Source organism: Methylobacterium sp. AC690, from assembly GCF_979256535.1.
Genome location: NZ_CEEDOX010000012.1, coordinates 169954 through 189422, shown reverse-complemented (window position 1 = coordinate 189422; position 19469 = coordinate 169954). Strand labels below are relative to the sequence as shown.

The 19469-nt window shown below is 67.7% G+C and carries 22 protein-coding genes; 7 read left to right on the top strand and 15 right to left on the bottom strand.

Going from position 1 to position 19469, the window contains the following annotated elements; all coding sequences use genetic code 11:
- Positions 1-15: 15 nt before the first annotated feature.
- The 4 genes from AC0IY1_RS15815 to AC0IY1_RS15800 are packed head-to-tail and all read left to right on the top strand — an operon-like array spanning position 16 to position 2133.
- Positions 16-294 (top strand): hypothetical protein, encoded by a 279-nt coding sequence (locus AC0IY1_RS15815; protein ID WP_018042899.1) that lies wholly within the window; start codon positions 16-18, stop codon positions 292-294.
- 10 nt (positions 295-304) lie between these two features.
- A complete protein-coding gene (locus AC0IY1_RS15810) occupies positions 305-958 on the top strand; it encodes an HD domain-containing protein (RefSeq protein ID WP_018042898.1) in 654 nt (217 codons plus the stop codon).
- Between the two features lie 45 nt (positions 959-1003).
- Positions 1004-1723 (top strand): hypothetical protein, encoded by a 720-nt coding sequence (locus tag AC0IY1_RS15805; protein ID WP_471770741.1) that lies wholly within the window; start codon positions 1004-1006, stop codon positions 1721-1723.
- A 53-nt stretch (positions 1724-1776) separates the two neighbouring features.
- Positions 1777-2133 carry a hypothetical protein gene (locus AC0IY1_RS15800; protein ID WP_471770739.1) on the top strand — a complete coding sequence of 119 codons (357 nt, stop codon included), beginning with the start codon at positions 1777-1779 and terminating at the stop codon, positions 2131-2133.
- 14 nt (positions 2134-2147) lie between these two features.
- Here AC0IY1_RS15800 and AC0IY1_RS15795 read toward each other — a convergent pair whose 3' ends face one another.
- A complete protein-coding gene (locus AC0IY1_RS15795; protein WP_018042895.1) occupies positions 2148-2546 on the bottom strand; it encodes a hypothetical protein in 399 nt (132 codons plus the stop codon).
- Positions 2547-2673: 127 nt separating this feature from the next.
- Between AC0IY1_RS15795 and AC0IY1_RS15790 the strand changes: the two genes are divergently transcribed.
- Together AC0IY1_RS15790 and AC0IY1_RS15785 are read left to right on the top strand one after the other, a co-directional pair.
- Entirely contained in the window at positions 2674-2958 is a 285-nt protein-coding gene (locus tag AC0IY1_RS15790) for a hypothetical protein (RefSeq protein ID WP_471770736.1), read from the top strand.
- Positions 2955-3548: a hypothetical protein gene (locus tag AC0IY1_RS15785; RefSeq protein WP_018042893.1), complete on the top strand. Its 594-nt coding sequence runs from the start codon at positions 2955-2957 to the stop codon at positions 3546-3548. Before AC0IY1_RS15790 ends, AC0IY1_RS15785 begins: the two co-directional genes overlap by 4 nt.
- A gap of 205 nt (positions 3549-3753) precedes the next feature.
- On the opposite strand, the gene AC0IY1_RS15780 is transcribed toward AC0IY1_RS15785, so the two are convergent.
- The 12 genes from AC0IY1_RS15780 to AC0IY1_RS15725 all read right to left on the bottom strand — a co-directional run bounded on the left by AC0IY1_RS15780 (position 3754) and on the right by AC0IY1_RS15725 (position 15599).
- A complete protein-coding gene (locus AC0IY1_RS15780; RefSeq protein ID WP_156375606.1) occupies positions 3754-5034 on the bottom strand; it encodes a DUF3829 domain-containing protein in 1281 nt (426 codons plus the stop codon).
- 397 nt (positions 5035-5431) lie between these two features.
- Positions 5432-6088 carry a tyrosine-type recombinase/integrase gene (locus tag AC0IY1_RS15775; protein ID WP_471770764.1) on the bottom strand — a complete coding sequence of 219 codons (657 nt, stop codon included), beginning with the start codon at positions 6086-6088 and terminating at the stop codon, positions 5432-5434.
- Positions 6089-6095: 7 nt separating this feature from the next.
- Positions 6096-7237 (bottom strand): IS3 family transposase gene (locus AC0IY1_RS15770; RefSeq protein WP_471770734.1). Its coding sequence is split into 2 segments (ribosomal slippage): positions 6096-6970 and positions 6970-7237, totalling 1143 coding nucleotides; the frame shifts between segments, so codons are not numbered across the junction.
- Between the two features lie 104 nt (positions 7238-7341).
- Positions 7342-8274 carry a transporter gene (locus tag AC0IY1_RS15765; RefSeq protein ID WP_471770762.1) on the bottom strand — a complete coding sequence of 311 codons (933 nt, stop codon included), beginning with the start codon at positions 8272-8274 and terminating at the stop codon, positions 7342-7344.
- A gap of 336 nt (positions 8275-8610) precedes the next feature.
- Positions 8611-9879 carry an MSMEG_0569 family flavin-dependent oxidoreductase gene (locus AC0IY1_RS15760; RefSeq protein ID WP_471770732.1) on the bottom strand — a complete coding sequence of 423 codons (1269 nt, stop codon included), beginning with the start codon at positions 9877-9879 and terminating at the stop codon, positions 8611-8613.
- Positions 9880-9918: 39 nt separating this feature from the next.
- A complete protein-coding gene (locus AC0IY1_RS15755; RefSeq protein ID WP_471770730.1) occupies positions 9919-10200 on the bottom strand; it encodes an MSMEG_0570 family nitrogen starvation response protein in 282 nt (93 codons plus the stop codon).
- Positions 10193-11368, bottom strand: coding sequence for an MSMEG_0565 family glycosyltransferase (locus tag AC0IY1_RS15750; RefSeq protein WP_471770728.1), 1176 nt, complete (start codon positions 11366-11368; stop codon positions 10193-10195). The genes AC0IY1_RS15755 and AC0IY1_RS15750 overlap by 8 nt, the downstream gene beginning before the upstream one ends.
- Positions 11365-12360, bottom strand: coding sequence for a sll0787 family AIR synthase-like protein (locus tag AC0IY1_RS15745; protein WP_471770726.1), 996 nt, complete (start codon positions 12358-12360; stop codon positions 11365-11367). Before AC0IY1_RS15745 ends, AC0IY1_RS15750 begins: the two co-directional genes overlap by 4 nt.
- The gene (locus AC0IY1_RS15740) at positions 12360-12905 is read right to left on the bottom strand and encodes an MSMEG_0567/Sll0786 family nitrogen starvation N-acetyltransferase (protein WP_471770724.1); all 546 of its coding nucleotides are present in this window, start codon (positions 12903-12905) and stop codon (positions 12360-12362) included. The genes AC0IY1_RS15745 and AC0IY1_RS15740 overlap by 1 nt, the downstream gene beginning before the upstream one ends.
- Positions 12902-14005, bottom strand: a complete 1104-nt coding sequence (locus AC0IY1_RS15735) for an MSMEG_0568 family radical SAM protein (RefSeq protein ID WP_108040679.1) — start codon at positions 14003-14005, stop codon at positions 12902-12904. The genes AC0IY1_RS15740 and AC0IY1_RS15735 overlap by 4 nt, the downstream gene beginning before the upstream one ends.
- The gene (locus AC0IY1_RS15730) at positions 13959-15035 is read right to left on the bottom strand and encodes a Nit6803 family nitrilase (protein WP_471770722.1); all 1077 of its coding nucleotides are present in this window, start codon (positions 15033-15035) and stop codon (positions 13959-13961) included. The genes AC0IY1_RS15735 and AC0IY1_RS15730 overlap by 47 nt, the downstream gene beginning before the upstream one ends.
- An 81-nt stretch (positions 15036-15116) precedes the next feature.
- Positions 15117-15599, bottom strand: coding sequence for an MSMEG_0572/Sll0783 family nitrogen starvation response protein (locus AC0IY1_RS15725; protein ID WP_056382815.1), 483 nt, complete (start codon positions 15597-15599; stop codon positions 15117-15119).
- 359 nt (positions 15600-15958) lie between these two features.
- On the opposite strand from AC0IY1_RS15725, the gene AC0IY1_RS15720 reads away from it, so the two are divergent.
- Positions 15959-17398 carry an aminotransferase-like domain-containing protein gene (locus tag AC0IY1_RS15720; protein WP_471770721.1) on the top strand — a complete coding sequence of 480 codons (1440 nt, stop codon included), beginning with the start codon at positions 15959-15961 and terminating at the stop codon, positions 17396-17398.
- Positions 17399-17945: 547 nt separating this feature from the next.
- Here the strand turns inward: AC0IY1_RS15720 and AC0IY1_RS15715 are convergent.
- Both AC0IY1_RS15715 and AC0IY1_RS15710 read right to left on the bottom strand, forming a co-directional pair.
- On the bottom strand, positions 17946-18749 hold the full coding sequence (locus AC0IY1_RS15715) for a trypsin-like peptidase domain-containing protein (protein WP_471770718.1): 804 nt from the start codon (positions 18747-18749) through the stop codon (positions 17946-17948).
- A gap of 70 nt (positions 18750-18819) precedes the next feature.
- On the bottom strand, positions 18820-19116 hold the full coding sequence (locus AC0IY1_RS15710) for a hypothetical protein (RefSeq protein WP_471770716.1): 297 nt from the start codon (positions 19114-19116) through the stop codon (positions 18820-18822).
- Between the last annotated feature and the right edge of the window lie 353 nt (positions 19117-19469).

Sequence of the window (19469 nt, the reverse complement as noted above, 5' to 3'; positions counted from 1 at the left end):
CCCCAGGACGATCCCATGCGCCGAACGCTGTCCCACACCCTCCTCCCGCTGATCCTCGTGGCCGGCCCGGCCGTCGCCCAGGCCCCCGCCGTGCCGCCGCGCCCGGCCACGACCTGGGTGCCGGTTGAGGAGCCCATGAGCGCGCTCCTCAACGGCGGCCACCGCATCGTCTCCGCCTCCGGTCCGAGCTTCACCCTCGAGCGGGGCGGCAAGTACGTGGTCTGCGAGGTGTGGCCGGCGGGCGGGATGCGCGGGGCTGCCGAGACCACCTCGACCTGCCACCGCGTGAACTGAGGCCGGCAGGATGGAAGCCACGAACGCGTCCCTTCGCGCGCGGTTCGACGCCCTGTGGGCGCGGACCGTCGGCACGCCCGGCGCGGCGGCGTGGCGGGCCCTCGACGCGGGCTACGGCGCGGCGGACCGGCACTATCACGGCTGGCCCCACGTCGCGGCGCTGCTCGCGGGGCACGATTCCGTGCGGGCGCATCCCGATTTCGCGGGCGTCGACGGCGACGCCGTCGACCTCGCCATCGCCTTCCACGACGCCGTCTACGACACCGCCCGCGCCGACAACGAGGCCCGCAGCGCCGACCTTCTGCGTGCCGAGGCGGGGGCGGCCGCCGGGGATGCGCGCGTCCGGGCCGCGATCGCGATGATCCACGCGACGGCGGCGCACGGCCCGAGCGCGGACCCGGCGACACGGCTCCTCCTCGACCTCGATCTCGCCGTGCTCGGTGCGCCGCGCGCCGTCTACGCGGCCTACGCGGCGGCGATCCGCCGGGAATACGCCGCCGTTCCCGAGGCGGCGTGGCGGCTCGGGCGCGCCCAGATCCTCGACCGCTTCCTCGCCCGGCCGCGCCTCTACCAAACCGACCTCTTCCACGACCGCTTAGAGGCGGCCGCCCGCGCCAACCTCGCGGCGGAAGCGGCCGGGCTCCGCGCCGGGCCCACGGAATAGGCAGACTCGCGGAATAGGCGGACTCACGGAATAGGAACGTCCCGCATGCGTCCCTCGCGTCGCGTCGCGCGCCTCGTCGCGCTCCTCGGCCTGCCCCTCGTGCTCGCGGCCTTCGCGGCGGAGGGCCGGTTCGGCATCACGCGGTACCGCCTCGCCGGGACCGCGTACGCCGTGCCGCACACCTACGAGTTTTCCCGAAATTTCCGCCTGCCCTGGCTCGACGCGCTCCCGGGGCTCGGCCGGGAACCGGCGGATTCGCTCTGGCTGATGCTGCCCGCCGCCGAGGTCGCGGCGGGCCTCCCCGGCTACAGCCCCCTCAGCCACGGCCATACCGGTCCGTTCGCCACCGACCTCGTGGTCCACGTCGTCGGCGACCCGGACGGGCGCCGCTTCGCACCCCTCCACGCCCGGCAATGGGGCATTTTCGATGCGCGGCTCGCCGAGGGCGCGCCGTGGCGGCCCGACCCGTCCGGCGGCGAGCGCCTCGTCCATTCCGAGGGCGTCGACCACCGGCGCTTCTACCGCCTCCCGTCCCGGCACGCGGCGTGGCCGGCCGACCAGGCCCCGCCCGGCTGCCTCGCCTCGGACACTTCGGACAAGCGCGAAGTCTCCACCTGCACCTACCTCGTCCACCGTGACGGCCTCACCTACGATTTCTCCCTGCGCCCGGAGAATCTGGCCGTGGCCGACCGCGTGCCGGCCTACGTCCTGGCCCGCCTCGCGGCCTGGAAGCGTCCGGCGCCGGCCCGGGAGGAAGCCCCCTGATCCGCCGCGACCCGGCCTACTGGCAGCGCCTGCGCAAGGACCGTCCCTCGAACGTGGCGGCCGGGCTCGCCGTCGTGGCGGGCCTCGCCGCCACCGTCTCGGTCACCGCCTGCCTCGTGCCGGGACCGCACGGCGCCGCCCGGGCCCAACCCCTCTATTGGCTGTCGATGCTGCCCCTGGTCTGGTGGGCGAACGGCCTGGTGCGGTTCGAGCCGCGTGCGGTGCGGTGCTGGCGGGCCGCCCTGGCCGTGGCCTGCCTCGGCGCCGGCGCGGGCCTCGCGGCGGCCCTGTGGCGGGCGGAGGATTGGACGCTGCCCGCCCTCGGCTTCGCCGTCACCCTCGCGAGCGCCGGAGCGAGCCTCGCGGTCCACCGCGACAGTCTGGTCGCCCGCGAGGGGCCGGCGCGCTGAGCGCCACGGACCCGTCAGCGCTGGCGGATCGGCCGCAGGGGGCCGTGGAAGAAGCCGGGCTCCATCCCGATGGCGGCGGCGCGCTCACCGATCACCGCGAGGCCGCTCAGCAGCCCGGCGACAGGGGAATCCAGCAGGCCCGGATGGTTCAGGGCCTTGCCGATCTGGCGGCCCTCCCACCAGAATTCCGCGAACAGCAGGGCGAGGAGGCCGAGCAGCCCCCAGGTCTCCAGGCCCTGCCCGAGGAGATAGACGCCGTAGGGCGGCGACAGGATCGTGCTGAGCTTGGCCAGACCGATCACCCCGGCAAAGCCCAGGACGAGGATCAGGAGCAGGCGGACCAGCAGGCGCCGATACAGGCGCAGGGCCAGGTTGAGTTCCTCCACGGAGGAGTGGTCGAGCGTCAGGGACATCCGGGTTCCTCCCATGCGGTTCTTCCCGCCTGATACGGTCCGGGATGTGTGACCGACGGACGCCCGCCCCGCAACCGGCGCCGGGGCGGGTGACATCCCGGGGCCGGACGCCCATGCTCGCCCGTCGATGCGAGTAGCCCGAGCCGTGCTGGTGATCCTGGACCGCCTGTTCTCCCGATCCGGCGCGCAAGCACCCGCGACGGGCCGCCTCACGCCCGAGCGGGCGGCGGCAATCGCGGCGCGCGCCGCGGCGGGAACGGGCCTCGCCACCACCGGCACGGCCGTGCCGACCCGGACGGACACCGGCCTCGTCTGGGACGTCCGCGAGGTCGCCTATGGCAGCGGCTGGCGCGTGTGTGTCGACGACGCCACGGGCGCGCCCGGCCCGGTCGGGCGCTGGGGCCTCCGGTGAGCCGGGCGGTACGGGGACGAGCGCTCGCCGCGCTCGCCCTCCTGGGGCTCGCGGCCGGCCTCGCGCCGCAGGCCGTGCGGGCGCGCGACGGGGGCGCCTACCCGCTCGCCTGCCGCGACGTCCACGCGGATTTCGCCCGCACGGAGCACTGCGCCCGCCGCGCGGGGGACTTCGTCCGCATCGACCCCGTCCGCCTCGCGCGCATGCCGTTCCGGGGTGGGGTGACGGAGATCGTCGTCGATGGAGTCGGCTCGCTCTGGGCGCGCCGCGACGGGCTGGCGCTGCCGGTGTTCCCCCTCGACAACGGGCCGGATCCCTTCGCGCAGGGGTTGGTGCGCGCTCGTCACGCCGGCAAGGTCGCGTTTCACGATGGGCGCCTGCGCCGGGTGCTGGCCACGAATTTCGACTGGTCGTTCCCGTTCAACGCCCGCGGCGAGGCCCTGGTTTGCCAGGGCTGCCGCTCGGACGGGCGCGAGCCATCCGCCATGGTCGGGGGCCGATGGGGGTTGATCGACCGGCGCGGCCGGCTGACGAGGCCGTTGGCGGAAGGCCGAGGCGCCGCCCGGCGCTACTTCGACTGGCCCCGATGAGGAGCGGACGACGCGATCGCGATCCCGCGCAAAGGTTTAGCGACCGCTCTCCGTCCGTCCTCATTAAGAGACGCCGGTGCTACCCGTGGAACGTACGCTCCTTGACGTCAACCTGCTCGTCTCCCCGCAGACTTACGGAGGCGTAAGGACGAGCGTTTACCTCGAAGGAGACATCAGTCCTGTCTTCAGCGATCTTCGGCTGACCTCAGCCTGGACGCACCCGACTCTCATTCTTATGGCAAGATTCTAGATCGCGTACCGAGCGGTTGTAGGTCTCGTTGAAGCGTTGCGCCGGTTGGCTCGGATCACTCTTGGCGCGAATGTCCCGGGCGACGTCCCGGCCATGCCCAATCACGCTTGCAACCGTATCGGTGTAGCCGGTGCAGGATGAGTTCGCCTTCGGGCTCATGCCGTCGAGAACCGTGCCGAGGTGGCGGTTGGCGTTTGAGACCTCGCCGAGTGCGGCCAGGAAGGGAGCGACATCCGCCTTCGGTCCCAGTGCCTCGAACCGCCGGACTGCGCGGCGCAGGGTGAGGCTGGTGGAGAGGAGGCGCCGTGCCGGCGCATCCTCCGGCAGCGCCGCCAGGCGGAGCTCATCCCGGGCGATCTCGCGCTCGAACAGGGCCGTGCCATACGCGTCCATCGCCTTGGCGGCCGCGTCGACTCTGGGAACGAGGATCGCGTGCTGCTCGCGGGCGAACTTGAAGCCATCCTCTTTGAACTCGCGTGTGGTCTGATAGCGCGTGAGCGCCTTCAGGATGGGATTGACCTCACGCAGGGCTGCCAGCAGCCGGGAGGCTTGAGCATCCACCTCTGGCACGACGCCCGGCAAGGCAACGGCCTTCTCCAACTCGTCGATAACCCCATCGAAATCCACGATGCCGAAGTGGTACCAGGCGTTGGCGCCGAACTTCGTTCCGAGCTTGAGCACCCGCTCGTTGTCGCGCCGGTAGTCGGCCAACTGCTGCTCCAGGGGATGCGACCGGACGAGGTGGTTCTGGGCCTCGGTGTAAGCATTGGCCTTTGCCAGCGCCTGAGCCTCGGGCGTCGGCGCCGGGCGGGCGGTCGCCCGAGCCGAGCCCGGCGGTGGCGGCGGGCTCTGCAACAGGGCCTGTGAGGCCGCGGGTGCGGCGGGAAAACCGCATTTGAATGCGTCGACCAAGCTTTTGCGCACGGCCTCATGAGCCTGGGCGCACTGATAGGCCACGGTCGGACGCGCCGCCTCGTTGCGCAGGACCGAGTCGCGGAAGCTCTCGCGCATCGTATTGATGCCCTGGCGGATGCCGGGGCGAGCGGCTTCCGGTACGCCGGGGCTGGCCGCGCATTGGGCATAGGCTTCCAGGAAGGCGTCGCAGCTCTCGACGCCCACCGGTGTCACCGGCGTGACCGCCACCACGGGTGTGGCCGAGATCCCCCACAGGAGGGCCAGCGCACAGGCCGAACGGTGAGACATGCCGAGCTTTCTCGTGGAGGCTGTGCTGCGCATTCTGGTCCTCGAAGTTGAAGCGCTTGGTCATGGAACGACGACGCTAGGGATTACGGATGGCGACATGGACCTCGTTGCATCGATCAAGTCGGAATTGTAGCCGAGGAGATGGTCCGAACCCTCCTCGGCGATGCCTTTCCTCATAATTACGTGGGCCTGGCTGGTCTCCGCCGGGGTTCTTCATCCCGGGGCAGATCGGCAATGCTGGATGACTGCTTTGTCGATCTGCCGCCAATCAGCGGACAGACCGCAATCCACCTGGGGCGGAAAGGCTGGGTTGGTTCGAGAACGCCTATATCTGGGACGGCATCATGTCGGGGTAAACGACTGCTTCAGGTGCGCTGCATTCTTGGAGCCTGCATGGCCTCCTCAACATTGCCGTTGAGGAGGCCGGGCTTCAGATTTCGGTCGCTTCCGCCAGAGCGAGCGCGTCTTCAACGTCCACGCCAAGGTAGCGTACCGTGCTCTCGATCTTCGTATGCCCGAGCAGAATCTGCACAGCGCGTAAGTTGCCGGTTCGCTTGTAGATCAATGCTGCCTTTGTACGGCGTAGAGAATGTGTGCCGTAGTCCTCGCGCCGTAGTCCTATGCCCGTCACCCATTCATCTACCAGACGAGCGTACTGCCGGGTGCTTATGTGCGCCTCGTGGTCGATCCGGCTGGGAAAGGCGTAATCGTCAAGCCCGCCCCCTCGGCACCTCAGCCAAGTCAGAATGCTGGTACGTGCTGGTTCGAGCAGTTCGAATTGCACGGGCGACCCAGTCTTTCGCTGAACGACAATGACGCGCGCCCGTACATGCCCGCCGCTGACAATCTCGCCGATCTTCAGTTTGACGATGTCACAACCGCGCAACTTGCTGTCGATAGCGAGGTCGAACATGGCGCGGTCGCGTACACGCCGCTCTCCGTCGAGCCAGAAACGGATGGCCCAAACCTGTTGTGGTTTGAGCGCGCGTTTGGCGCCGAGCTTCCGTCCTGCGTTCCACGGTCGGCGGCTCTTGAAGGCTGGGTCGTGCTCTGAATTGACCTGACCGGTATTTTGGACCGAGCCGATTGAGAGGCTACTGCATGGTGGCGGCCATGGGTAGCCGGAAGGCCAGATCCGGGAATGTGACAGGCGCGGGCGGCCGGTAGCTCAAGGACGAATGCGGTCGAACGCGGTTGTAGGTATTCTGCCAGATCCCAATTACGGTCTGTGCCTCCTTGAGAGAGTAGAAGATCTCTTGGCGCAGGCACTCGTCCTTCAGCTTGCCATTAAAGCTCTCACAATAGCCATTCTCCCACGGCGATCCTGGTGCAATGTACTGGATCTGCGGGCCGGTTTTGGCGACCCATTGCCGCAAAGTCTTCGAGATCATTTCTGGGCCGTTGTCGCAGCGGATGTTGTCGGGGATGCCATGCAGGCACATCGCATCGGCCAGCGCCTCGATCACACCCAGACTGTTGATGCGCCTCGCGACCTTTAGAGCCAGGCAGGTGCGACTGTGCTCGTCGATCAGCGTCAGGATACGCAGGCTTCGCCCGTCATGGGTCTGGCCCTGCACAAAGTCGAAGCTCCAGACGTGATTGCGATAGAGAGGCCGCAGCCGTACGCAGGAGCCATCGTTCAACCACAGCCGGCTGCGTGGTCGATGCTTTTGCGGGACCTTGAGCCCCTCACGACGCCAGATCCGCTGAACCCGGTCCTTGCCCACCTGCCACCCAGCTGCCTGCAGCAGCGCGGTGACGCGGCGGTAGCCGTAGCGTCCGTACTCAGACGCCAGGGCGATGATGGCGCGGGTCAGCGTATCCTCGTCAGCTGGCACGGTGGGCACGTAGCGTTGCGTGCCCCGGTGCTGGCCAACGATCCGGCAGGCATGGCGTTCTGAGAGACCATACTTCTCACGAATGCCGTCGACTGCCTGCCGGCGTCGCTCCGGGGCTATAAGTTTCCCGCGGCGACGTCCGCCAGCACCTGCTTCTCCAGGGACAAGTCAGCCACGAGCCGGCGCAATCGAGCGTTCTCGCGCTCCAGATCCTTCATCCGACGGGCTTGGTCGATCTGCAGGCCGCCGTACTCCTTGCGCCAGCGGTAATAACTCTGCTCGGAGATCTCCGCCTCCCGGCACGCTATCGCCAAACTCTTACCCTGAGCCGTCTGCACCTCAATCTGGCGCAGCTTCAGCACCACCTGCTCAGCACCCGTCTTCTGACCTCGCTTCATGTCCAGCTCCTTCAGTCCTGGCTGATCCTCTCAATCAGCCCGGTCCAAAGCCAGCCGGTCAGGTCAACCTCACGCGTGGGCGATCCGGGCCGCGAATTCCGGGATCAATACTTGCGGACGAGATTGACCGGCATGGGCTCGGCAGCTTTCGGCGCGCTGTATAGCGGGGCGATGAGACGAATGAAGCCGTCAGTGGATTCGGTGCCGCGGGTCCGGACCGCGACGTCGCGGGCGACCATCAGCTGCGCCGTGAACGGCCCGAAATCATAGCCGATCAGGCCGCCGACCGCGAAGCGCCCGGCTCGGGTGTAGCCTTGCGCGGAGGCCCGCGCGAAGTCGCCGCCGCCGAGCGGCAGGTCCGTCACCCCGTAGGCAACCGCACCGACCTCGAACTTGCCGAACTTCTTGGTGGCCGTGAGGTCGAGCAGGAGTGCGTCGGCAAGGTAAAGTGGACCAATCGCCCGGCCGACGGCCCCCTCGAACCGACCGGGGGAGTCGTAGAAGTTATGGGTGAGGTTGGCGGTGAGGTTCCAGCCATCGCCCGTGTAACTCGCGGCGAAGCCCTGGCGGTAGGTGTTCGACGAGAACTGCGTCAGGCCACGACCGGCATCGAGATCGTTCAGATGGACCGCCGCCAAGTAGCTGACGCCGAAGTTGTTGCCGAGGTCCCAGGCGAAGATCGATCCGACTAGGGTTCCGACGTTGACCGAGAAGTCGCGGTTCGGCAGGCCGCCTGGATTGTTCGGGAACCCGAACACCGTGGGCTGGGCGAGCAAAGGCTGGACGTTGGCACCGAACAGCTTGAAGCCCGTCGACCAGACCAGGACCGGCACGTTGATTGCGGTATCCGTCGAGAACCGGGTGTCGTTCCGGCGGTAGATGAAGGTGTCGATGGCGTAGATGCCCTCGGGGAGCGGCGCGCCGACGGCGAGGCCGACCTGCTCGCCGGGGATAGTGGTGGATTGCGCGAACGAGGCGGTCGCGCCCAGGGTTATTGCGGCGAACGTCCCTGCCGCGGCCGCGAACTTCTTCAACATCATCAATCCCCTTTCGGATCTGCATTGGGCAGCCGCACCCGTCCGCCAGGAAGCATGGGCGTCGGCGGCATATCGAAGTTCTCGTTGAATCTTGATTTTGATTGATTGGATCTGCACATAATTTGTATGCAAATCCAACAATGATTATATTTTACGTGATCAGTATTTAGAGTCCACGAGATTTTGCTTCGTCGATGCTTGGAATGATGTCTTGTTGCATGGATGGCACAGGCACTAAATCGTCCGATTGATCCCTTGGGCTTCGAGGGAACGAGACGTGAGCGGTTGCACCGGAGATGCCCCCCAGTACCATCCAGGTTACCGTAAAGGACAGCCTCAGACTGCGAACTTCAGGGCGAACCGCTCGGTGCCGAGGCGCTGCTGGATCGCCTGGACGACGTGTTCGGCATCGCGGCCAACCGCGCCGAAACGCCCGGACCCCCAGGTGTTCAGCCAGGGCAATCCGATGAAGTAGATCCCCTCCTCGTTCGTGACGCCGCGCCTGTGCTTCGGGCTGCCCGAACCGTTGAACACGGAGGCGTCGAGCCAGCGGAAGTCCGGCGAGAAGCCGATGCACCAGACCACCGACGTGATGCCGGACCCTTCAAGGGCGAGGCTGGTGATCGGCTCGCCCGGCTCCCAGACCGGCGCGTAGTGTTCCTGCTCCGGGGCCTCAATGCCCTTCTCTGCAATGTACTTGTCGATAGCCGCGTTGATGCCGTTGTAGGTCCGGTCGGCGCTGTCGAGCGAACGCTTGAGGTCGTCGCGGAAGCGCAGGCTGCCGTCCCGGTAGTCCTCCATCAGGCCGTAGAGCGTCATGCCCTCGGTGGCGAAGCGGCGCAGGTCGATGTCGCGGCCGCCATCACGGCCGGTGACGTAGTGGTTGGTGTTGTCGCGGACGCCGTCGCGCAGCGGATGGTTGTCGACGGTCATCTCGTAGTAGCCCATGTCGGCAAGCCAGGTGACGACGTCGCGGCCCCGGTAGAACCGGGCGCAGCGGGGCGCGTCGCCGACCGCGAGATGCACCTTGCGACCGGCCAGATGCAGATCCTCGGCGATCTGCGCACCGGACTGACCCGAACCGACGACAAGCACCTCGCCCTCGGGCAACTGGGCGGCGTTGCGGTACTGGTTCGAGTGGATCTGCGTGATGGAGCCCGGCAGCTTCTCGGCCATGCGCGGGATGATAGGCGTGTGGTAGCCGCCCGAGGCCACGACGATCTCGTCGGCGGTGTAGTCGCCCTCCGAGGTCTGGACCGAGAAGATCCCGTCTTCCCGCCGCTCGACGCGGGTGACCGAGACGCCCTCGCGTATCGGCGGGTTCACCTTGGCGACGAAGGCCTTGAGATACGCGACGATCTCGTCCTTTCGCATGAATCCGTCCGGCTCCGGCCCATCGTAGGGATGGCCTGGCAGGTCGCACTGCCAGTTCGGCGTGACGAGGCAGAACGTGTCCCAGCGCTGCGACGACCAGGTGTGGGCCGCCGTGTTCTTTTCGAAGACGAGGTGCTCGATTCCGCGCTGCTTGAGGTGATAGCTGACCGAGAGTCCGGCCTGGCCGCCGCCGACGACGGCAACGGGAACGTGACGGGGTGTGGACGTCATGGCTCTCACTCCGTGAGGTTGCTGAAAAAGGGGGCCGACTCAGGGCTCGAAGGTCTCGACAATGACCCGGCCATCGGAGGGCTGAAGCTTCGCGGCGGCCTCGATCCGGGCGAGCTGATCCAGGGCGGACGAGCAGGCGAAGCCGTATTTCTCGCGTACGCGCTCGCTCGCGATGTTGAGGGCGGTACGGGTCTTCTCGACAAACTCGTCGACGGCGTAGCTCTCGCCCGGCACGAGGAAGTCCTTCACGACGAGGGACGGCGAGTAGCAGGCCTCGCGCCGACCGTCGGGCCAGCGGACGTGGAAGTGCATCTCAGGCATGGGTCGGCTCCTGTCGCATGCGGGCGCAGCCCGCGTAGGCATCGAGGTGGCGCTCGGCGCAGGCCCGCCAGGAATGGGCGGCGGCCCGTGCGAAGCCCGCGAGCCTCAGGCGGTCGTGCGTCTCCGGCACGAGTGCGATTGCCATGGCTCGGGCGATGTCGTCGGGGGCGGCCGGATCGACGAACAGTGCGTCGTCCTCCGCGAGGTATTCGGTGAAGGGCGGTCGGTGCGAGACGATGACCGGGGTGCCGCAGGCCATCGCCTCCAGTACGCACAGGCCGAACCCTTCCTTCAGCGAAGGAAACGCCAGCATGTCGGCGATACGGTAGAGGGCCGGCATATCCGCCTGCGGAACCGGACCGGTCTCGATCACGGGACCGCTTGCCCCAGCCGCGAGGCCGTGGGCGGTCAGGGCCGCCTGGCATCGCGCGCGGTAGGCGGCGTGGTCGAGGAGCGAGGCTCCGCCGGCGATGACGAGCTGGGCCCCGGGATGGCGCTCACGCAAGCGCGCGAACGCCTCAATGACACCAAGGGTGTTCTTGCGCGCTTCAAAGCCGCCGACGCTCAGGACGATGGGACCGCCGCCCAACGCCCAGCGCTCCCGAACCACGGCATCCCGCAGGTCGGGCGTGGACCGGTAGGCCGCCAGATCGACGCCGTTGCCGACAACCTCCGGCAGCGCACCGAAGTCCGACCGGACGCGCTCGGTCCAGCCATGGCTGACGCAGAGGAGGCGTCGAGCCTCCTGGATCGAGCGATCCTGCCAATCGGCAAGCTGCGGTTCCGCGAAGGCATCGAGATGATGGACGGTGCGAACGAACCCTGGAATCAGACGACGGTGCTTCAGGGTCGCGAGCGCGTTGCCGCCGATGCCGTCGTGGGCGTGGAAGACGTCGAAGTCGCATGCGGCCGGCGATCCGAAGTGGGTCAGGTAGTCGTTGATGCGCGTCCGCACGAGCTCGACCGTATCGCCTGCAACGGGGCGGGCGGCGACGGAGACCGTCGGGCAGGCGGCATCGCGAAAGAAGCCGCGGCCGGACGGGTCGGGGGCGTGGACCACAGCCTGGTGCCCGAGCCCGCACAAGGCTTCAGCGAGGGCGAGACAATGGGCGACGCCGCCGCGTGGGTTGGTCGAATGGGTCAAGAGGGCGATGCGCAGACCGGTCATGATTCGAGCTTCGCATCGCCCTGGCCGCAGCCGATTAGCGGGCTGGCGAAGAAATCCCAGACCACGGCTTCCTCGCCTCCGGCATCGCAGATACGCGCGACCCGGCTCGCATCGACGGTTCCAATGGTCGCGGCCGTGATGCCCCGCGCGGCGAAACGGTCGAGCACGACCGGGGTGTCGGCGGGGCTGACGCTGAGAAGGTAGCCGTAGCTCGGAAAGGCGGTGAGCCATCGCACCATCGGAACGTCGTCGGGCCGTGGGATCGCGTCGATATCGATGACGGCGCCAACCTTCGAGCATTCGAGCAGCATCAGTGCCGTGCCGACGACGCCCGCCATGCTGATATCCTTGGCCGCGCGGCAAAGGCCGTCCTCGGCGAGCCCTGGCAGCAGGGCGAGGTCGCCGCGCAGGCGCTCGCCCGGCGACCCGGTCGAGGCGTCCCAGTAGGGATGCGGATCGCGGAAGCGACCGCGCAGGTCGATGGCGGCGACGAGGTCGTCGCCCGGTGCCGCATCGAAGCTCGTCAGCAGGCGGGGACCGGCGCGGCCGAGCACGGCGACCGCCAGGTTCCCGGTTTCCGAACGCGTGTTCGTGTGGCCGCCGACGACCGGCACGCCGTAGAGCGCGGCGGCGTTAGACAGGCCGGCCAGGATCAGGTCCGCCGCCGCCGCGTCCCGGCTCCACAGGGCGTCGACGACCGCGAGCGGGCGCCCGCCCATGGCCGCCACGTCGCTGAGGTTCACCATGATCCCGCAATAGCCGGCGAAGTAGGGATCGGCCGAGACGAAGCTGTCGATGAAGCCCTCGATGGCGAAGAGCAGGTGTCCATCCCCATCGGGGATGGCGGCGCAATCGTCTCCGACGGGCACCGCATCATGCCGTGCGCCCAGTCCGAGGCGCGTGACGACGGCATCGATGTCGCGCTTGTGGGCGACGCCCCGTGCATCCCGGATCTGGCCGGCCAGGGTCTTGAGGTCGATGGCCGCGGTCATCACGCGACCCTGCGGAACGTGACGAGCCCGTGCTCGGGGTCGTGCATCGGCGGGTAGGCGGCGAGATCGGCCTGCATCAGGTGGTGAAGGCGACCATGGAGTTCCACCGCATCGAGGCTCGCCCAGTGCAGGGCCTCGAACAGCGGCACGTTCCGGTCCTGCACGTGCGCCAGGAAGCGCGTGCATCCCCGTGCATGGGCCGACGCGACCGCGACCTGGATCAGCCCGGCCCCGAGCGCCGCCGTGCCGCGGAAGGCTTTGGCAACGGCCAGTCGCGAGCCCCACCACTCGCCAGGATGTTCCGCCACCTCATGGATGCGCACGGTGCCGACGACGGCATCGGCATCCCCGCCGAGGGTGGAGAGGGCGCAGATCGGGATCGCGTGCCCGTCGATGGCATCACGGTCGTCATCCGTGAAGATGCCTTGCTCAGTGCAGAACACCTGTCGGCGCAGGGCGGCGCAGGCGCGCCGCTCCCAGGCGGAGGTGGCGAACTTCACCCGGAAATGGCTTGGGCGGTACGGCGCGACGGGTTCGAGGATCATGCCGCCACCCCCGTACGCTCGTAAGTGGAGAGGGCCGAACAGGCGCCGCAGCGACCGCAGCCGGCCTTGATGTCGGTGGAGCGCAGGTTCGCCCGACCCAGCATTTCGGACAGGGGCTGCAGGATCGCGTGCATGAAATCCGGCGACGGGGCTGGGTGGCTCTCCAGCGGGGTGCCGGAGATCGGTACGAAGGGCACGACGAAGGGGTAGACGCCCATCCCGACTAGACGCTCGGCCATGGCGAGGATCGCCTCCGGCGCATCGCCGAGACCGGCGAGGATGTAGGTCGAGACCTGGCCCCGCCCGAAGACCGGCACGGCCGCCGCGAAGGCGTCGTAGTAGCGCTCCAGCGGCACGCTCGCCTTGCCGGGCATGATCCGGTCACGGACCTCCGGGGTCACCGCTTCCAGGTGCATGCCAAGCGCGTCGACGCCCGACGCCTTCATGCGTTCGAACCAGCGGTCGTCGTCCGGCGGCTCGCATTGCGCCTGGATCGGCAGTTCAACCGCGGCCTTCACCGCGAAAGCACTCTCGCAGAGGATGGCGGCGCCCCGGTCGGTGGCGTTCGGGGTGCCCGTGGTCATCACCATATGCTTGACGCCGTCCAGCAGAACGGCGGCGCGGGCGACCTCGGCAAGCTGCTCAGGGGTCTTACGGGATACGGTGCGGCCGGCGGCGAGGGACTGCCCGATGGAGCAGAACTGGCAGGTCTTCGTGCGGCTGGCGTAGCGGATGCAGGTCTGCAGCACGGTGGTGGCGAGGACGTCGCGCCCATGCAGCACGGCGATTTTCGAGTAAGGCACACCGTCGAAGGTCGAGAGCGCGTAGAAGCGCGGTTTGCCCGGGAAAGTCACCCGGCCGATCACCGTGCCCTCGTGCTCGATCACCGAGACCCCGTCGAGGTCCGGGCGGCGCACCAGGAAGGGCGAGTCGAAGGCCGTCTCGGTGTGGACCGGCACCATCACGGTGCGGCCTGCGATGGTCATCGCCTTATGGTCGGAGGGACCGGCGCCGCCGCGCCGGCTCGGGGCACCAGCGCGGCTGTCGGCGAGCCTAACGCCGTAGGACTGCAACGCGTTGATCAGGCGTTCCGTCGGCATCCCGACCAGGCCCGCCATGCCCGGCGGAAGCGTGGGCAGGCTCGTCGGAAGCGGGGAACTGCTCATTGTCGAGGCTCCAGGATTGATGTTGCGAACGGATCGGCTGGTGCACGAACGAGGCCGGGCGGTCGTCGTGGAGAAGGCTGAGGAGTTCCGGACGGGCGTAGTGGCCGACCGAGTCCATCATCCGCTTGCGCTTGGTCACCAGCGCGAGGTCCATGTCGGCGATGAGGATGCCCTCGCCCGGGCCGAGCGGTTCGGCGAGGTGCTTGCCCTCGGGCGAGACGATGGCGGTGCAGTTACCGCCGCGGCAGGCGCCGCGCAGGCGCTCATCCGGGCAGACCTGGGCCACCTGCTCGTCGGTGAGCCAGCCGGTTGCGTTGACGACGAAGCAGGCCGCCTCCAGGGCGTGGTGACGGATCGTCACCTCCATCTGGTCGGCGAAGATCTGACCGACCAGCGAGCCCGGGAACTGGGCCGCGTGGATCTCTTCGTGTTGGGCCATCAGCGCGTAGCGGGCGAGCGGGTTGTAGTGCTCCCAGCAGGCGAGCGCCCCGACGAGGCCGACCGCCGTGTCGACGACGGTGAGACCGGCGCCATCGCCTTGACCCCAGATCATGCGCTCATGGTAGGTCGGGGTGATCTTGCGGCGCTTTAGCTTCAGGGTGCCGTCGGCGTCGAAGATCAGCTGCGCGTTGTAGAGCGAGCCGTGGTCGCGCTCGTTGACGCCGAGCACGATGACGGCGCCATGGCGGCGCGCGGCGGCGGACACGGCCTGCGTCACCGGGCCCGGCACCGCCACGGCGCGCTCGTAGAGGCGAAGGTGCTCCGGCCCCTGCATCGCCGGCGGCAGCACGAACGAAAAGTACGGGTAGTACGGCACGAAGGTCTCGGGGAAGACCATGAACCGCGCGCCCTTGGCAGCGGCCTCGTCGATGGCGTTCAGCACCCGTTCCAGGGTGCCCTCCGGCCGGTCGAGATCGGGCGCGATCTGGACGGCGGCGGCCCGCACGATCCGGTTCTCTGACATGGATGATCCTCCGGAGGTGACGGCGGCCGCGTCGCGTGCGGCCGCCGGATGCGACGTCCCGGTCGATGGGCCGAGGGCCCGTCAGACGGTCCAGGTGTCGATGATCACCGCGTTGTCGCGCTTATGCAGGAGCATGCAGTCGAGGACGTCGAGGGGGTTGATCATGCGGATGCCCTCGATGAAGGCGGCCTCGCCGTGGCCGTAGAGGGCCTGGGTCGAGAACCGGCAGGCGTAGACCTTGCCGCCCTCGGCCATGAACTTCTCAAGCTGGTTGTTGAAGTTCAGGTGGCCCGGGAAGGCCTCGTCGCCGAGCCGCGGGAAGCCGCGCTGGACACCAAGGGTGATGCCGGGACCGTAGAGCAGGATCGAGGTCTCGAAGCCCTTGCGCTGCAGGCGGGTGGCCTGGAGCAGGTTCACGAGGCCGATGGAGCCCTCGAAGGCGACCGTGTGGAAGGTGACCAGCGCCTTCTGGCCCGGCTCGGCCTTCACGTCCTCGAAGACCTTCTCCTCATAATCGACCAGGTAGTCGCCCTTCTTGTGGGGTTCGCGATTCACTGCGGGCATGGATCTCACTCCGTGATGGGTTGGACCGCGTCAGCCGAAGCCTCGGGTGGTCACATCCCGTAATGGCAAGCGACGTGCCAACGGGGACCAATCAATAAAACCATCAATAGCTCCAATTTTAATGCATACAATATTGCATTCAATCATCATCGTACACTGGTCTCGGACGGCTGTTATTCGCTGGCAATCGAATCGGCAGATGCACAAGAGGGCATCACGCGATGCCTAGTCCGACTGCATGGATTGATGGCATTATATGTATTAGCCCTGTATGCCGTTTGGGCCTCCCATACGGTACGGAGATTGCTACCCATACAATCAGATATTGATCGCATCTTGATGATGTGCTTGGAGAACGGATGACCTCTGCAGCGCGAGACGGGCGACCTACGCCTTCGGATGTCGGGAGCGGGACGTGGACGCCCGACCTGAAGCGCTGGGGGAAGCCCCACTACCTCGCCATCGCCGAGGCGTTGGCGGACGACATCCGGACCGGTCGCCTGACGGTCGGCACGCGGCTCCCGACCCAGCGTGCCCTGGCCGAGGCCCTCGACCTCAACTTCACGACCGTTTCGCGCGGCTATGTCGAGGCCCACAAGCGCGGCCTGATCGAAGGACGCGTCGGCCAGGGCACCTTCGTGATCGATCCCGTGCGCCCGGGCCGGGCCACGCCTTCGAAGGACGGCTCACGGATCGGGCCGGTCGACTTCACGATGAACCTGCCTCCCGAGCCCGACGCTCCGGCGTTACAGGCGCGGATGCAGGCCTCGTTCTCCGAGTTGTCCGGCGACCTCTCCAACCTGCTGCGCTACCAGGGCTTTGGCGGGACGGACGAGGACAAGGAAGCGGCCCTGCGCTGGCTGAAAGGTCGGGGCATCGACACCCCGCGGGAGCGATTGCTTATCTGCCCGGGCGCCCATAGCGCCCTGTTCAGCGTGTTGGGCCAGATAGCCCGCCCCGGTGACGCCATCTGCGCCGAGCGGATCACCTATCCGGGCATCCGGTCGCTGGCGGCGCATCTGGGGCTGCGACTCGTCGACCTGCCCATGGACCGGCACGGCGTCGACCCTGACGGGTTCGCGGCCGTCTGCACCAAGGTCGCGCCGAAGGCGATCTACCTGAACCCGCTCCTGCAGAACCCGACCACCACGACCCTGTCCCGAACTCGGCGCGAGGCCATCATCGCAGTCGCGCGCCGGTATGCCGTCACCATCATCGAGGATGACGCCTACGCGCGCATCTGCCCGGCGCCGCCCCCGAGCTTCGCCGAGCTCGCCCCCGAGATCACCTACTACGTGGCCGGCCTCGCCAAATGCCTCGGCGCCGGTTTGCGCCTTGCCTTCTTGGTCGCCCCGAGTGCCCGATCCGCCCTTCCGCTCGCTGGCGCCCTGCGGGCCGCCACCGTCATGGCCTCGCCGATCTCGACAGCGCTGGCGACGCGCTGGATCCTGGACGGGACGGCGGATGCCATCGTGCAGTTCGTGCGTGAGGAATCGGCTGCGCGCCAGCGCATCGCGACCGCGTTGCTTCCCGGTGGGACCTACAACGCGGACCCGCACGGCTTCCACGTCTGGATCACGCTGCCGGAAGGCTGGACCCGCTCGGCCTTCGCCAGTCAGGGCCGCTCCGCCGGGCTCGGCGTCGTCGCCAGCGACCCGTTCTGCGTCGCTGCCACGCCGCCTGAGGCGGTACGCCTCTGCCTCGGCGGCCCCTCCACCCGGCAGCAGATCACCCAGGGCCTGGAAGTGCTCGCTCACGCGCTGGAAGGCTCGCCGGCCCTCGCGTCGTCATACATCTGAGTAAGCACTCCGCTCCTGCGCTTGCGCCGACTGTACGGTCGAGCGGGAGCACGTCTCTGCATCGGCCCGTCCCCCACGGCCAATTTCCCCGCGTAGGAGGAAGGGACGACATTACGTCCGGGCCCGTACCGACCATGGCGCCGGGTCGATCTCCTCGGTAAATTAGCCCGCCCTAAGCTAAGCCCGGAGGGCCCAGGCCACGGCTCCGAGGGTTCAGGAACCTCGGCTGCCCTGAAAGCCCTTGCGCACCTCTGATATAGATCCTCTGCGTACTCGACTCGTTTGATGGATAGACTACGCGGTTTCGGTCAAACAGCTGTCCATGGGTGCGGCACGAGCGTCCGCTTCCGTAAGGTAGCCTCCTAAAAGCGGACTGGCAGAGAACCACCCTACCCGGTCGTAGAGCAGACGGACGGGTCCCGACCCAAATGCGCCTCAGCCGTGAGATCGATCGGTCCTTGAAAGCGGAAGTTCGTAGACGGGCATGGCCCCGGGTCCACAGGCCGTCGATGCCCCCGCCGCGATCGCCGACCCGAGCGTCCGCCGCTCAGCGGACGCTCGGGTCGGCGGCGAGACGGGCGCGGATGGCCTCCGTGAGCCCGCCCTCGAAGAGCAGGGCCGAGCCGTAATGGTACTCGATGTCGAAGGGTCGGCGCGAGTTCATGGACAGCGAGGCGCTGTGGAGGGCGAGGAGGCGGCCCTCGGCGTCGAACAGGCCCGAGCCGGAGCCGCCGTAGCCGTTGTTGCAGTCGTGGCGGACGCGCCGGATCGCATCCTCGCTCGGTGGATCGATCCGGTGGATCGTGCAGGCTTCGAGGCTGCTCTGGCCGGGATAGTTCGCATGGCCGCCGGGGGAGACCATGACGACCGGGAGCGGCACGGATCCGGTCGGCAGATCGGGTGAGGCCGGCAGCGGCTGCGGACGCACGCCCTCGGCCGGCTCCGCCAGGTCGACCAGCGCCCAATCGTCGGTGATGTGCAGCGACATCGCCCCCGGCACGGTGCCGAGGCGCAGGGTCTCGTGGGCGAAGGCGTAGTTCCGGCCGCCGATCTGGAAGAAGCAGTCGGCGATGTCGCGCGTGGGCTCCAGGTGCCGGCTGCGAAAGTTGTGGGCGTTCAGCACCACGAGGCGCGGGCTGCCGATCAGCCAGGCGGCGGCCGCCTTCCGGGGAATGCCGTCCGCCCGGCAGTAGAGGACGCCGGCGCCGGGATAGCGGGCGTAGTCCGCCCCCTCCAGTTCGCGCCGGTCGTCCTGCGGATAGAGCGCCGCCCAGCGCTGCGGGCTCTCCGCCCGTCCCGCACCGCTCCAGCCGAGGCCGACGAGCCCCGCCCCGGCGAGCGCGAGGCCCACCAGCGCTCCGCCCCCTCGGACGCGCGCCCGAATCGATCGCTTCCGTCCACCGCTGCCCTGGCCCAAGCGCCTACTCGTCGGCGGTCTGGTGGACGGAGACGCAGATCTTCACAGCCTGCTCCAGCTTGGTGTCGCGCGGATTGCCGATATTCGCCGTCTCCTCGAGGCAGCGGACGAAATAGTCCCGGTCGAGCTGCGGCGAGAGGCTCGAGAACGCCTTGCCCATCCGGGTGGCGAAATCGACCCGGTCCGCGGTCGGGGTGCGCGACCAGCTCGCGACCGGATCGTCCAGCGTCAGGCGTGCCGCCTCCGCGCGCGACGCCGCACCGACAGCACAGAATAAGAATACAGTAAGATTGCGAACCATATTCAAAAGACTTTCCCGCATCTCTCAAGCTGCACGATCGGGCACACCATCCTTCCACGGGAGACATCCTGTCAATTGCCCGGCTGATATTCCTCGAATTGCCAGAGAAAAGGCCTCTATATTCCGGTTTTCACAGCATCGATTGCCGATTGATCCCGATAAAAAAGTGCCAACATCCCGCAGACAACGCGAAAGACAAATGCTTGTATGAATAGCCAGCCGATCAGTAATAAAACATTCATAAGAAGCTCTATATCTCAAGATGTTCTTATGAATACGACGAGCTCCTGGGATCAATACAGGGACTTGTGCTGACCCGGCGAAATCAAAGGCTGCGCCCGACCGGATGGTCG